The following is a 14,153-nucleotide window of genomic DNA, read 5'->3' as shown; positions in this document are numbered from 1 at the left end:
GCCTTCCCGGAACCCCCACCTGGCGGGGGTCCGTGTCGTCAGCTCTTGTCCTCCTCGGTCTGGGCTGTGCCGGATGGCGCCTGGTCGGTCGGCACGTCGGCGCGACCGTCGGCCTCCGCCTCGCCGCCGAAGGTCGAGGCCGACGCGGGCACGGGTACGCCCTGCTCACCGCGCTTCACCGCCGATAGCAGCAGTTGCGCGACGTCGACCACCTCGACGTTCTCGCCTGCCTTGCCGTCGTTCTGCCGTGAGGTCACGCCGTCGGTGAGCATCACCCGGCAGAACGGGCAGCCGGTGGCGATCTTCGAGGGCGCGGTGCCGAGCGCCTCGTCAACGCGCTCCACGTTGATCCGCTTGCCGATGCGCTCCTCCATCCACATCCGCGCACCACCGGCGCCGCAGCACATCGACCGCTCGGCGTGCCGGGGCATCTCGCGCAGGCTGGCCCCGGAGGCACCCACCAGTTCCCTCGGGGCTTCGTAGACCTTGTTGTGCCTGCCGAGGTAGCACGGGTCGTGGTAGGTCACGTCCTCCGCGATAGGCGCGACAGGCGTCAGCCGCTTCTCCCGCACCAGCCGGTTCAGCAGTTGCGTGTGGTGCACCACCTCGTAGTCGCCGCCGAGTTCGGGGTACTCGTTCGCCAGCGTGTTGAAGCAGTGCGCGCACGTCACGACTATCTTGCGGCGAGTCGGTTCCACGTCCTCGAACACCGAGTTCAGCACCTCGACGTTCTGCTGGGCCAGCATCTGGAACACGAACTCGTTACCAGCTCGCCTCGCCGGGTCGCCCGTGCAGGTCTCCTCCGGGCCGAGCACCACGTACTTGACGCCTGCGACGTGCAGCAGCTCGGCTACGGCTCGGGTGGTCTTCTTCGCCCTGTCCTCGAAAGCACCCGCGCAGCCGACCCAGAACACGTACTCGGTGTCGCCGAACTCGCCTTCGAAGACCGGCACCTCGAAGTCCAGGTCCTCGGTCCACGCCAGCCGATCCTTGGCGTTCTGCCCCCAGGGGTTGCCCTTGTTCTCCAGGTTCTTGAACATCCCGTTTAGTTCGGTCGGGAAGTTCGACTCGATCATCACCTGGTAGCGGCGCATGTCGACGATGTGGTCGACGTGCTCGATGTCCACGGGGCACTGCTCGACGCACGCCCCGCAGGTGGTGCACGACCACAGCACCTCGGGGTCGATGACTCCATCCGCGTCGGCCTCACCGACGAGCGGCCGCTCGGCCTCGGCGACAGCGAGCACGTCGATCCCGGCGTAGGGGTTGTCGCCGGTGAGCCCGACCTCGTCGCCGGTCATGTCCTTCTTGCCGCCCGCGAGCAGGTAGGGCGCCTTGGCGTAGGCGTGGTCGCGCAACTGCGTGATGACCAGCTTGGGCGAGAGCGGCTTGCCGGTGTTCCAGGCGGGGCACTGTGACTGGCAGCGACCGCACTCGGTGCACGTGGAGAAGTCCAGCCAGCCCTTCCAGGTGAAGTCCTCCACCTTGCCAGCGCCGAACACGTCCTTCTCGGGGTCGGCCTCCTCGAAGTCCAGCGGCTTGCCGTCGCTCATCATGGGCTTCAGCGCGCCAAGGGCCACTGTGCCGTCGGGCTCGCGCTTGAAGTAGATGTTGAAGAACGCGCTGAACCGGTGCCAGGCGACACCCATGGTGAGCGTGCGGCCGACAACGTACAGCCAGATCATCCCGGACAGCAGTTTGACCAGCGCCATCACCGAGACCGCCGCGGTGGAGGTCGGCAGCAGGGCGGCGAGTGGCTGGGTGACGAAGCTGCTCCACAGCGCGGGGTCCTCGATACCGCTGGAGATCTTGAACGCCTTGACGCCGAGGATGCCGAGCCCCTCGATGATCACCACTGCCTCGACGAAGTAGGCCTGCCCGAAGTTCGACCCCGCGAACCGCGACTGCCTTTCGGCCCGCCTCGGGTGGTTGAGCTGGCGAATCACCGCCAGCGCGATGCCGCCGAGCACAGTGCCGAGGCCGAGCAGTTCCAGCAGCAGCTGCCACGGGCCCCAATGGCCGATGATCGGCCACGCGAAGTGCGGGTCGAAGATCTCCCCGTAGGCTTCGAACAGCGCCGCCGAGCCGAGCAGGAAGCCCCACATCACCAGCCAGTGCCACGGCCCGACATGGCGAAACTTGTTCATCCGCGTGTGTGCGGCGAACTCCTTGATCAGCGTGCGCAGTCGCGGCCAGAACGGCCCGTTACGGGAGGAGTCCGGCTGGCCGAGACGGATGATCCGTACCTGGCGTAGTACGCCTTGGACGAAGACGAACCAGGCGACAACGCTGACGGCAACGCCGATCACGCCCATCGTGATCTGCAGTGCACCCATGTTCGGGGCCTTTCGGTCGGGTGGGACTTCGCGGTGGGTCTGGCGGAGCCTAACGCTTCTTACTGATGAGTAATCGAATGACGGGCGCCGCGTCCCGACGATGTGGTGCAAAACTCGCTACTACTGGGACGATCGTTCAACTAGCCTGCCGGTATGGGTGCCTATCTGTTGCTCGCCGCCGCGATCGCCGCCGAGGTGACCGGAACGGTCTCGCTCAAGCTCTCCGACGGCTTCAGCAAACTGGTGCCCTCCATTGTCGTCGTACTCGGCTACGGCGCCGCGTTCTACTTCCTGGCACGCGTGCTGAAGGCGGGGCTTCCGGTCGGCGTCGTCTACGCGATCTGGGCGGCTGCCGGGGTCGCGCTGGTGGCGCTGGTCGGCGCGGTCTTCCTCGGCGAACACCTGAACCTCACCATGATCGCTGGGCTTGTCCTCGTTATCGGCGGCGTCGTGCTGCTGGAACTGGGTGGTGAGCATTGAGACAACGGGTCGACGGCCGCAAGGTGCGTGGTGAGAAGCGGCGTGCCGAGATCATCGAGGCCACGCTTCGGGTGATCGAGCGAGATGGCGTCGCCGGGGTCACCCACCGCACCGTCGCCAAGGAGGCGGGTGTGCCCACGACGTCCACCACCTACCACTTCGCCGGCCTGGACGACCTGCTGATCGCCACACTCATCTCGTGCGCGAGAGACATGGCCACCGAGGTGTACTGGATGATCGACCGTGCCCGCTCACGCGGCAGCAGGGGTGCGGAAGAGGTCGCCAACCTGCTCGCCGAGGCGCTGGGCCCGCGCAGGGGCCGCACGGTGGCGGAGTACGAGTTGTACCTGCTTGCCGCAAGGCGCCCGGAGCTGCGACCGGCCGCCCGGCGCTGGCTCGACGTGCTGACCTCGATGGTGCGCCACGACGACGAGGTGGCGTTTCGAGTCTTCCTCGCGGGCATCGACGGGCTGCTGGTGCAGGGCCTCATCGACGACGAGCCGCCCACCGCCGAGGAGTTGCGGCCCGTCGTCGACTACCTGCTCAAGCCACGCTGAGGCGGTGGCTCACGTCGGCGAACGGGTACCTACCTCGGTGTTCGCGGCCAGCAGGCGGGAGAACCGGGCGGCACCCGCGCGCGCCGTGCGCTCCAAGTCCCAGCGCCGCCGCTCGAACTCGGCGGCGGGCACGGAGAACGCCACCGCACCCGCAACCCGCTCGCTCGCGTCGAGCACGGGAGCCGAGACACACGCCAGTTCGGGCTGGAACTCCTCGACCTCCAGCGCCATCCCGCTTCGGCGAACCTGCTCCAACTCCGACGCCAGCTCCGCTTCCTTGACGCGGGTGCGCTCCGTCAACCGCGGCATGCCCGCGCCAGCGAGGTACTCCCTTCGCTGCTTGGCGGGCAGTGCGGCCAGCAACACCTTCCCGAACGCGGTCGCGTGCGCGGCCTCGTGGAAACCGAAGTCGATCGGTTTCGCACGCGGGAATCTCGGGGAGTCGGCGACGGCGGCCACGACGACATCGGTGTCACGCAGCACCGTGTAGTACGCGGCCGCGCCCGCCTGCTTGTGCAGCAGGTTCAGCTCCTCGCGCAACTCCTCGCCCACATCGAGTTCGGCGCACAGCCGCTGATACAGCGCGCCGAGCTTGTAGCCGAGCCCGAAACCCCGCCCGTGGCCCAGCCGGATCAGGTAGCCCTCGTGGACGAGGGTGTTCAACAAGTGGTAGGTGGTCGACAGCTTGATACCCGCGCGCCTGGCGACGGCCTTCGCCGCGATGCCGTCGCCGGCGGAGGCCACCACCTCCAGCACCCGAAGCGCGCGCTGGGCCGAACCGATCAGTCCGTTCGGTTGCCTGTTGCCATCCATCGACCCGGCAGACCTCCCGTCCGGCGGTTCCCCGGCGAACCGCGTCGTCCGTGCGTGGTCCAGCATACGGCCGAATGGGGCAGTGGATTGGTAACAGCGCGAACACGAGGCGGCCGGAAGCGTTCGCCCGCTGACTCCTTCGGGCGAACGCCGCGCGGCCTCTTCGGGTCAGTTCTTGCCTGCCCCTTGCCTGTCCCGAGTCAGCCCTTGTTCTCGTAGACCGGGGTGAGGCTGGCCCTGGCGAGGGTGTGGCCGAACATGTTGAACCCGAGGAACGCGGGGGTGGCGTCCTCACCGACGTCGAGCGAGTCCACGTCGAGGGCGTGCACGGCGAAGATGTAGCGGTGCGGCCCGTGTCCGGGAGGCGGCGCCGCGCCAAGGTACTGCCGCACCCCGCCGTCCGTCCGCAACGTCCGCGCCGACTCGGGCAGGCCCGAACCCTGCGCGTCGCTCGCGCCGGAGGGCAGTTCGGTCACCGAGGCGGGAATGTTGAACACCGCCCAGTGCCAGAACCCGCTGCCGGTGGGTGCGTCCGGGTCGAAGCAGGTCACCGCGAAGCTCTTCGTCTCGGCGGGAAAGCCCTGCCACGCCAAATGCGGCGAACGGTCCTCGCCTCCCGCGCCGAAGATGCCGCTGCGGTGCGGTGAAGGCAGCGTCTCGCCCTCGGCGACGTCATCACTGCGCAGCGTGAACGACGGCACGGGGGGAAGCGAGTCGTACGGGTTCGGAGCTTGGCTCATCGATCCTCCTCTTACTGGGAAATCCCGCGAAATCCTGCGGACGCGCGGCCCGCCCTTGATCAGGCTAGTGACACCCGGGTAGGGCCTGCCTCAGGGCAGATCCGGGGGTTCACCCGGATGTCGCAGCTACCCGTCCGCTCATAGCGTTGACCCGGTGCAGCCAAACTGCGTGGGGAGGACTCAGGATGTCGCGTGGGGGACTCGCGGTCGGGGGCGTCGCTTTGATCGGGGTGGGGTTGGCCATCGGCTTCGGCTGGTTGTGGCCGTCGAGCGCCGAGCGCACCGACGAGGTGACTGGCCTGGTCACCGATGTCGCGTTCGACAACGACTCCGGTGACGTGATCGTGCTGGGGCGAGACGTTCGCACCACCGTGATCCGGCAGTCCTTCCGGTACCGAGGGGCAGGCACGGATGATCCTGCCTTCGCCATGGAGGGTTCGACGCTGAAGTTGCACGGCTGCGGCTCGCGGTGCTCGGTGCACTACGAGGTGATCGTCCCTCGCGGGACCCCGGTGAGCGGCGCAGTTGACTCCGGCGACCTGGAGCTCGACTCGGTCGGCGCTGTTCGAGTGACCGCCGACTCCGGCGACATCAGGCTGAGGCTGGACCGGGTGGCTGGGGTGTCGGCACACGCGGACAGTGGCGACATCGAGGTCACGGTTCCCAGCGGTAGCTACCGGATCGTGGGTGATACCGACAGCGGCGACCGCGAAATCGGCGTCGCCACCGACCCGGCCTCCGAGCGCGTGCTCGACCTCAGCACCGACAGCGGAGATGTGACGGTGCGGGGCCGCTGACCTGTGTGGGAACAATACGGCCAGGCCGCGCGTTAAGTCGGCAAGAAGATTGAGTAGAGTCCGCTCAAGTCCGGTTTTGACGACCGGTCAGGGTCGGGATAAAACTTGAGTGAGAGACACTCAAGATTGGCTCGACATCCAAGCTACAGCGCTGCTCGGACAGCGCGACAGGCAAGCAGGAGGGAAGACACATGGCGCGAGCGGTCGGCATCGACCTCGGCACGACCAACTCGGTCGTCGCTGTCCTTGAAGGCGGTGAGCCGACGGTCATCGCCAACTCGGAAGGTTCCCGGACCACCCCATCGGTCGTCGCGTTCGCCAAGAACGGCGAGGTGCTGACCGGGCAGCCGGCGAAGAACCAGGCCGTCACCAACGTGGACCGCACCATCAGGTCGGTCAAGCGGCACATGGGCACCGACTGGCAGACCGAGATCGACGACAAGAAGTACACGCCGCAGGAGATCAGCGCGCGCGTGCTGATGAAGCTCAAGCGTGACGCGGAGGCCTACCTCGGCGAGGAGATCACCGACGCGGTGATCACCGTGCCCGCGTACTTCGAGGACGCCCAGAGGCAGGCCACGAAGGAGGCCGGTCAGATCGCGGGCATGAACGTGCTGCGGATCGTCAACGAGCCCACCGCGGCCGCGCTCGCCTACGGGCTCGACAAGGGCGAGAAGGAGCAGACGATCCTGGTCTTCGACCTCGGTGGCGGCACGTTCGACGTGTCACTGCTGGAGATCGGCGAGGGCGTCGTGGAGGTCAGGGCCACCAGCGGTGACAACCACCTCGGCGGTGACGACTGGGACCAGCGCATCGTCGACTGGCTGGTCGACAAGTTCAAGGCCTCGCACGGTATCGACCTGACCAAGGACAGGATGGCGCTGCAGCGCATCAAGGAGGCCGCGGAGAAGGCCAAGATCGAGCTGTCCAGCTCCAGCAGCGCGAACATCAACCTGCCCTACATCACCGTCGACGCGGACAAGAACCCGTTGTTCCTCGACGAGAACCTTTCCCGGGCCGAGTTCCAGCGGATCACCTCCGACCTGCTCGACCGCACCAAGGCACCGTTCCACAACGTGATCCGCGACGCGAACATCTCGGTCGCCGACATCGACCACGTGGTGCTCGTCGGCGGTTCCACCCGGATGCCCGCCGTCAGTGACCTGGTCAAGGAGTTGACCGGCGGCAAGGAGCCCAACAAGGGCGTGAACCCCGACGAGGTCGTCGCCGTGGGCGCGGCGTTGCAGGCCGGTGTGCTGCGGGGTGAGGTCAAGGACGTCCTGCTGCTGGACGTCACCCCGCTGTCGCTGGGTATCGAGACCAAGGGTGGCGTGTTCACCAAGCTCATCGAGCGAAACACCACGATCCCGACCAAGCGCAGCGAGATCTTCTCCACCGCCGATGACAACCAGCCGTCGGTGCAGATCCAGGTCTTCCAGGGTGAGCGTGAGATCGCCGCGCACAACAAGAAGCTCGGCATGTTCGAGCTGACCGGTATCCCGCCCGCACCGCGTGGCGTGCCACAGATCGAGGTCACCTTCGACATCGACGCCAACGGCATCGTCCACGTGACCGCGAAGGACCTCGGCACCAACAAGGAACAGTCGATGACCATCACCGGTGGCTCCGCGCTGCCGCAGGAGGACATCGACCGCATGGTCAAGGACGCCGAGGCGCACGCGGAGGAGGACCGCAAGCGCCGCGAGGAGGCCGAGACCCGCAACCAGGCGGAGACGCTGGTCTACCAGACCGAGAAGTTCGTCAAGGACAACGACGAAAAGCTGCCCGAGGAGCTGAAGGGCAAGGTCAAGACCGCGATCGACGAGGCCAACGAGGCGCTCAAGGGCACTGACACCGGCAAGATCAAGGAGGCCATGGAGAAGCTCAACTCCGCCTCCCAGGAGCTGGCCACCGCCCTGTACGCCAACACGGGCGCCCAGGCAGGGGGTGCGGAAGGTGCCGAGGGCGCCGGTGCGGCCGGCGAAGCCGGTGGCTCTGCGAAGGCCGACGACGTGGTTGACGCCGAGATCGTCGACGAGGACGAGAAGAAGTGACAGAGCGCAACGAGGACACCGAGCGAGCGGACATACAGGAGCCAGTGGTCGTGCGGGATCGCCGGAAGATCGATCCGGAGACCGGTGAACTTCGCCAGCCGGTGCAGGAGGAGGCTCAGGAGGTGCCCGCCGCGGCGGGCGCTCCTGGGCCCTCCGCCGGGCAGGCCACCACCGATTCGGCGGTGGCACCGGCCTCGGAGCTGGAGAAGCAGCTCGAGGAGCGCACGACGGACCTGCAGCGGGTGCAGGCCGAGTACGCCAACTACCGCAGGCGGGTGGAGCGCGACCGGGAGCTGGCGACCTCGGCGGGCAAGGCTGCTGTGGTGGGCGACCTGCTCCCGTTGCTCGACGACCTGGAGCGGGCAGAGGCGCACGGTGACCTGACCGGTGCCTTCAAGGCGGTCGCCGACAAGCTGGTCGGGGTGCTTGAGAGGGCAGGCCTTGAGTCGTTCGGCAACGAGGGTGATGCCTTCGACCCGAGCGTGCACGAGGCGGTGCAGCACAGCACGTCACCGGAGGTGTCGGAGCCGACCGTCACCGCGGTACTACGCCGCGGCTACCGGTTCGGCGACCGGGTGCTGCGGGCCGCGCTGGTGGGCGTGACCGACCACGAGCCCGCCCCGGCCCAGCCGACGCAGGACGAGCAGCCGATCGACCCGCCGGTCGGTGGCGAGTTGCCCGTCGACGCCGATGAGAACGCACGCTGACGACACGCGGGAGGGAGGGGACGTCCGATGAGCGCGAGGGAATGGATCGGTAAGGACTTCTACGGCGAGTTGGGCGTCTCCTCCGACGCCTCCGCCGACGAGATCAAGAAGGCCTATCGAAAGCTCGCCAGGGAGAATCACCCGGACGCCAACCCGGGCAACGAGGAGGCCGAGCGCAAGTTCAAGGCCGTCTCAGAGGCCTACGGTGTGCTGTCCGACCCGGAGAAGCGCAAGGAGTACGACGAGGCCCGTAGGCTGTTCGGCTCCGGTGGCCCAGGTGGCTTCGGCTTTCCAGGGGGCACGGGAGCGGGCGGCCCCGGTGGGTTCGACCTCGGCGACATCTTCGGCCAGACAGGTGGCGGTGGCGGCTTCGGCGGGCTCGGCGACATGCTGGGCAACCTGTTCGGCAGGCGTGGCGGCGGCGCCACGACGGCGGCGCGCGGGCAGCGCGGCGCGGACGTGGAGACCGACGTTCGCATCGACTTCGCCGAGGCGGTTCGCGGTGCCACGCTGCCGCTGCGGTTGTCCAGTCCAGCGACCTGCGGCACCTGCGGTGGCAATGGAGCCAGGCCGGGCACCCAGCCACGTATCTGTCCCATCTGCGGGGGAAGCGGGCTGATCAGCAGGAGCCAGGGCGCGTTCGCGTTCTCCGAACCGTGCCGTGACTGCCGAGGCAGGGGCACGATCATCGATGACCCGTGCCCCGAGTGTCTTGGCGAGGGCGTCAGCACGAGGACGAGGACGCTGACGGTTCGTATCCCGCCTGGAGTCGACGACAACCAGCGGATCAGGCTCGCGGGCCAGGGTGAGCCGGGCAGGGGCGGTGCCCCCGCGGGTGACCTGTATGTCCGGGTGCACGTCAATCCGCATCCGGTGTTCGGGCGTTCCGGCAACGACCTCACCATCACCGTTCCGGTCGAGTTCACGGAACTGGTGCTCGGCGATACGATCACCGTGCCCACGCTGGACTCCAAGGTGTCGTTGAAGGTGCCTGCAGGCACCGCCAACGGACGGGTGCTGCGAGTGCGGGGTAAGGGCATCGCCAAGCGGGACGGCACGCAGGGCGATCTGCTCGTCACCCTGCAGGTGGTGATCCCGTCCAAGGTGGACGGGAAGGCGAAGGAAGCACTCGAGAAGTACGCCGAGACGGTCGCGAAGCACGATCCGCGCCCGGAGATCACCGCACTGCTGCGAGACAGGGGAGCGTGATGTTCGGTTCCGGCCTACCTGGCGGTCTGCCGCACGGTGCCGACGAGGACACTCCGGTGTTCGTGATCTCGGTTGCCGCGCAGTTGTCCGGGTTGCACGCGCAGACGCTACGTTCCTACGACCGGCTGGGGTTGGTGTGTCCCGGCCGCACTCCAGGCGGTGGCAGACGCTACTCGCTGCGCGACATCGCGCAACTGCGGGAGGTGCAGCGCCTCTCGCAGGAGGAGGGTGTCAATCTCGCGGGCATCAAGCGCATCATCGAGCTGGAGAACCACGTGGAGGCGCTGCAGCAGCGGGTGAGCGAGCTGAGCGAGGAACTGGCGCACGCCTACGCCGCCGCGGAGCAGGCCGCGGCGGCAGTGCACGCTTCCTACCGCAAGGACCTGGTACCCGTGCGGCGGCAGAACGCGTTGGTGGTGTGGCGCCCCCGGCGCCGCTGAGGCCAAACCAACCCGCGAGTCCCCCGCTCCAGCCCGCGAGTCCCCCGCTCCAGCCCGCGAGTTCTGCGTTCCGGTCCGCGAGTTCTGCGTGCGGCGTCCTCAGCGCAGGTGTTCGGTGAAGAACGCGAGCACCCGCCGCCAGGCGTCCTCACTGGACTCATGGTGGTAGCCGAACCCGGCGACACGCGCCAACACGTTCAACGGGCCGAACGGAAGCTCGTTGGCGAAGCTGTGCCCGGCGTCGGGGTACTCCTTCACATCGTGCGGAATTCCCCGGCGGTTCAACTCGCTCTCCAGCCTGGCCGCCTCCCCCTTCAGCGAAGGGTCCCTCCTGCCGTAGCTGGCGACGATCGGACAGGCATCGTCGAGGAAGGACACGTCGCGGGACATGCCGCCGTAATACGGTGCCGAGGCCTGAAAGCCCTTGCTCGCGGCGACCAGCGCGAAGCCTCCGCCGAGGCAGAAGCCGACCACGCCGACCTTTCCCGAGCAGTCTGCTCGATCGGCCAGCACACGGCGAGCGGCGTCCAGGTCGTCGAATGCTCGACCTTCTCCGGCCGCGAGCTGGCGAAACACCGACCGGACGCACCGTGGCAGCCCGCCTCGCGAGTACAGATCCGGCGCGAGCGCCACGAATCCGGCCGTCGCGAACCGGGCGGTGATGCGGCGGGTGTCCCGCGTCAGGCCCAGCGCGTCGTGCACTACGACAACCCCGGGCCACGGAGGCTTGCCGGAGATCTCCTCCTGCGGCACCGAAACATAGCCTCGGATGGTCCCGCCGGCCACGGCGATCGAGGTGTCCATGTGGTCACGGTAGTGCCGGAAGCGGTCGGGTTCAGTCGAATCCGAACGGGTCGTACCGGATCGCATGGAGTGGGGTACCGGCGGCGAGCATCCGTGACACCGTCGCGCGGATCATGTCTGGTGAGCCTGCCACGAGCACGTCGTGGTCGTACCACGCTCCCCATCGGGTCACGGCGTCGGCGAGCGTGCCGTGTTCGACACCCGGCTCTTCGGCCGCGTCCTCGACCACCGGACACACCCGCAGCCATGGGTTGGTCGCTGCCAACGTCCACAGTTGTTCGAGGTCGTAGAGGTCTTCCATGGTTCTGCCGCCGTAGAACAGCGTGACCGTGGGATTCTGCCCCCACTGCGCGAGATCGTCCAGGATCGCACGCAGCGGTGCGAGGCCGGTCCCGCCCGCGACCATGAGCACATCCCTGCCGGACTCCCGATCCACGCTCAACCTGCCGAGCGGTGCGCCGACCCGCCACACGTCCCCGCTCTGCGTGTGACCCACCAGCGACCGCGAGACCCAGCCGCCGTCGACGGCGCGGACGTGGAACTCCAGCGAGCAGTCAGGGCGTGGAGCGTTGGCGGGCGAGAGGTAGCGCCACAGCCTTGGCCGCTGCGGAACCTCCACGCTGACGTACTGGCCGGCCCGATACGGGATCGGTGATTCCGGCTCGACGCGGATCAGCGCCACGTCCCAGTTCAGCCTCCTGTGCTCGGCCACGGTGGCCTTCCAGAACGGCGGGTGGTGGTCGGCCTCGGCCGCCTCCTGCATGGAGCGCGCGACGATCGTGTACGCCTCGGCCCAGGCTCGTTCCACCTCCGGCGTCCATGCCGGGCCGAGGTGCCGCTTCAGCGCGGCGAGCAGTGCCGTACCCACCGCCTCGTAGTGCTGGTCGACCGTCCCGAACTTGCGATGATCGCGGCCGAGTTGGCGCAGGTAGGGTGCGAGGTCCTCGGGTCGGTCGACGAGCAGGATGAGGTGCCCGAGCGCGCGTACGTGTTTGCCCTCCGCTGCCTGCATGCCGATCGGGAAGACGTCCCTGGCAGTGGGCGCGAGGGCGAAAAGCATGTTGTAGAAGGAATGGGAGATCTCAGGCAGGTAGGGCTGAGCCAGCTGCCAGGTCTGCCTGATGAGGGTAATCATGGTGTGGACGGCAGGGGGTGGCTCGCGCGGCGGTGCCACCCGAGGGATGGGACTGATCACGTCCTCTGTCATCCGCCTGCCCTACCGTCCCCGCATTCGTGCACTCTCCGTAGCGCAGCTGTGCTCGCGATTATTCACGATCAGGTGATGCTTGCAGAAGTGGTCGCTTGTGCAGGTCGACGAATCGCCTCGTCAGCCAGGGGCTCATGGGCAATCCCGCCTTCCCGCCCAAGCGTTGTGGACAACACTAGGTCGCACTCCGCTCGCACGGTAGCCGGTACGACGGTTGCGGGCTCGCTGTTGCTCCATACGGGTGCAGGGGTGTTGGCCGCGCAGCGTGCCCGCCTGTCGAGACGTGGACCTGGTGCTGGTTTGCTCACCCACCGTCACGGTCAGCGGATACATGCAGGCCCGCCCGCCTCCCCATCACGAACGGTGACGGGACGGCGGGCGGGCCTCGTCGGCGAGCGATATCGCGGTTAGCTGGCGACCTTGTCGACGCGATGCACCTCGCCGGTGCGTCGCTTCTCGCGGAAGTCGCGGACCTCGCGCTTGACCACCGGCACCAGGATGTAGAGGCCGATGATGTTGAACAGGGCGAGCAGGAACAGCACCGCGTCGGCGAAGTCGAGCACGCTGCCCAGTGTCAGCACCGAGCCCGCGATGACGAACAGCAGGAAGATCACCTGATAGACGCGCTCACTGATCTGGGTCTTGCCGAACAGGAATGTCCAGGCCTTCTGCCCGTAGTAGCCCCAGGTGATCATCGTGGACAGCGCGAAGAGCGCGACCGCGACCGTGAGGACGTAGGGGAACCACGGCAGGACGGTGGCGAACGACTCCGAGGTCACCGTCACCCCGTCGGCGGTCTCGCCGGTCTCGACGTAGGCGGTCTTCGCGTTCTCCCAGAACTGCGTCTTCGCGATCACGATGGTCAGCGCCGTCATCGTGCAGACCACGACCGTGTCGATGAACGGCTCCAGCAAGGCGACGTAGCCCTCGGTGACGGGGTTCTTCGTGCGCACCGCGGAGTGAGCGATCGGGGCCGAGCCAAGGCCCGCTTCATTGGAGAATGCCGAGCGCTGGAAGCCGACGATCAGCGCGCCGATCGCGCCCCCGACCACGCCCTCGGCAGAGAACGCGCCGGAGATGATCTCACCGACGGCCGCGGGAACGCTGGTGACGTTCACCAGAATGACGATGAGGCAGGCCGCTATGTAAAGCACGGCCATGGCGGGGACCAGCCTGCTGGTCACCGCGCCGATCGACTTGATGCCGCCGATGATCACGGCGCCGACGAGTATGGCGAGCAACACGCCGAAGACGAAGGCGGCACCGTCACTACCGAGGAAGCCGTCCTCACCACCGGTGACGTCACGCAGCTGCGCGAACGTCTGGTTGGCCTGGAACATGTTGCCGCCCGCGAACGCGAAGAACAGCAGCATGATCGCGGCGAGCACGGCGAGCACCTTGCCAAGGCCCGCCCCGAAGCCTCCCTTGATGCGCTCGGCGAGACCCTTGCGCAGGTAGTGCATCGGGCCGCCGGACACGGTGCCGTCCTCGTGTGTCTCGCGGTATTTCACACCGAGCGTGCACTCGACGAACTTGGTGCACATGCCGAGCAGGCCCGCGAGAATCATCCAGAAGGTCGCACCTGCGCCACCGATGGTCACGGCGACACCGACACCTGCGATGTTGCCGAGGCCAACCGTGCCCGACACCGCCGAGCTGAGGGCCTGGAAGTGTGTGATCTCGCCGGGCTCGTCGGACCTGGTGTACTTGCCCCGCACGATCTCGGTGGCGAGCTTGAACCCGCGGAACTGGATGAACCCGAAGTAGATCGTGAACACCGTCGCCGCGATGACAAGCCACGCGACGATCCACGGGAAGGAAATGCTCCCGATGGTCAACTCGGCGAACACGAAGTCGGACAGCGCCGTCGTGACGGGGTCGAAGAAGCTGTTGATCCACTCCTCGATCGAGGCGAGTGTTCCCCCCTCGGCGGCGAGAACGTGTGTGGCTGAATCGGCCTGTGGGCTCGAGGTAGCCATGCTGGTGATGACAGACATGGTCCGGTAGTT

At 67.5% G+C, this 14,153-nt stretch carries 13 protein-coding genes; 7 read left to right on the top strand and 6 right to left on the bottom strand.

Translation table 11 applies throughout. The features are described from left to right. Positions 1-38 precede the first annotated feature (38 nt). Complete coding sequence (locus FHU38_RS26495; protein ID WP_167177582.1) at positions 39-2,336, bottom strand: (Fe-S)-binding protein; 2,298 nt, start codon at positions 2,334-2,336, stop codon at positions 39-41. Between the two features lie 153 nt (positions 2,337-2,489). Between FHU38_RS26495 and FHU38_RS26490 the strand changes: the two genes are divergently transcribed. Next, a complete protein-coding gene (locus FHU38_RS26490; RefSeq protein WP_167177580.1) occupies positions 2,490-2,816 on the top strand; it encodes a DMT family transporter in 327 nt (108 codons plus the stop codon). Continuing rightward, positions 2,813-3,373 carry a TetR/AcrR family transcriptional regulator gene (locus tag FHU38_RS26485; RefSeq protein WP_167177578.1) on the top strand — a complete coding sequence of 187 codons (561 nt, stop codon included), beginning with the start codon at positions 2,813-2,815 and terminating at the stop codon, positions 3,371-3,373. Before FHU38_RS26490 ends, FHU38_RS26485 begins: the two co-directional genes overlap by 4 nt. Before the next feature lie 9 nt (positions 3,374-3,382). Here FHU38_RS26485 and FHU38_RS26480 read toward each other — a convergent pair whose 3' ends face one another. Together FHU38_RS26480 and FHU38_RS26475 are read right to left on the bottom strand one after the other, a co-directional pair. Next, positions 3,383-4,186 (bottom strand): IclR family transcriptional regulator, encoded by an 804-nt coding sequence (locus tag FHU38_RS26480; RefSeq protein ID WP_167177576.1) that lies wholly within the window; start codon positions 4,184-4,186, stop codon positions 3,383-3,385. A 200-nt stretch (positions 4,187-4,386) separates the two neighbouring features. Next, on the bottom strand, positions 4,387-4,926 hold the full coding sequence (locus FHU38_RS26475) for a YbhB/YbcL family Raf kinase inhibitor-like protein (protein WP_167177574.1): 540 nt from the start codon (positions 4,924-4,926) through the stop codon (positions 4,387-4,389). A gap of 185 nt (positions 4,927-5,111) precedes the next feature. Here FHU38_RS26475 and FHU38_RS26470 point away from each other — a divergent pair, with 185 nt between their 5' ends. The 5 genes from FHU38_RS26470 to FHU38_RS26450 all read left to right on the top strand — a co-directional run bounded on the left by FHU38_RS26470 (position 5,112) and on the right by FHU38_RS26450 (position 10,133). Continuing rightward, positions 5,112-5,723, top strand: a complete 612-nt coding sequence (locus tag FHU38_RS26470) for a DUF4097 family beta strand repeat-containing protein (protein ID WP_167177572.1) — start codon at positions 5,112-5,114, stop codon at positions 5,721-5,723. A gap of 191 nt (positions 5,724-5,914) precedes the next feature. Continuing rightward, the gene (gene dnaK, locus FHU38_RS26465; RefSeq protein ID WP_167177569.1) at positions 5,915-7,777 is read left to right on the top strand and encodes a molecular chaperone DnaK; all 1,863 of its coding nucleotides are present in this window, start codon (positions 5,915-5,917) and stop codon (positions 7,775-7,777) included. Further along, complete coding sequence (grpE, locus tag FHU38_RS26460; protein WP_167177567.1) at positions 7,774-8,484, top strand: nucleotide exchange factor GrpE; 711 nt, start codon at positions 7,774-7,776, stop codon at positions 8,482-8,484. Before dnaK ends, grpE begins: the two co-directional genes overlap by 4 nt. A 27-nt stretch (positions 8,485-8,511) precedes the next feature. Continuing rightward, a complete protein-coding gene (gene dnaJ, locus FHU38_RS26455; RefSeq protein ID WP_167177565.1) occupies positions 8,512-9,693 on the top strand; it encodes a molecular chaperone DnaJ in 1,182 nt (393 codons plus the stop codon). Then, positions 9,693-10,133 carry a heat shock protein transcriptional repressor HspR gene (locus tag FHU38_RS26450; protein ID WP_167177563.1) on the top strand — a complete coding sequence of 147 codons (441 nt, stop codon included), beginning with the start codon at positions 9,693-9,695 and terminating at the stop codon, positions 10,131-10,133. Before dnaJ ends, FHU38_RS26450 begins: the two co-directional genes overlap by 1 nt. A gap of 99 nt (positions 10,134-10,232) precedes the next feature. Here the strand turns inward: FHU38_RS26450 and FHU38_RS26445 are convergent, their stop codons facing one another. The 3 genes from FHU38_RS26445 to FHU38_RS26435 form a co-directional block, all read right to left on the bottom strand. Next, positions 10,233-10,937: a dienelactone hydrolase family protein gene (locus FHU38_RS26445; RefSeq protein WP_167177561.1), complete on the bottom strand. Its 705-nt coding sequence runs from the start codon at positions 10,935-10,937 to the stop codon at positions 10,233-10,235. A gap of 31 nt (positions 10,938-10,968) precedes the next feature. Beyond that, positions 10,969-12,144, bottom strand: coding sequence for a globin domain-containing protein (locus FHU38_RS26440; RefSeq protein ID WP_167177559.1), 1,176 nt, complete (start codon positions 12,142-12,144; stop codon positions 10,969-10,971). A 407-nt stretch (positions 12,145-12,551) separates the two neighbouring features. Next, positions 12,552-14,141 (bottom strand): alanine/glycine:cation symporter family protein, encoded by a 1,590-nt coding sequence (locus tag FHU38_RS26435; protein WP_167177557.1) that lies wholly within the window; start codon positions 14,139-14,141, stop codon positions 12,552-12,554. Positions 14,142-14,153: the final 12 nt, after the last annotated feature.

The organism is Saccharomonospora amisosensis, assembly GCF_011761185.1.
In the GTDB taxonomy this organism is placed as follows: domain Bacteria; phylum Actinomycetota; class Actinomycetes; order Mycobacteriales; family Pseudonocardiaceae; genus Saccharomonospora_A; species Saccharomonospora_A amisosensis.
The sequence above is the reverse complement of the archived record's forward strand: the minus strand, read 5'-3'. Positions and strand labels throughout refer to the sequence as shown.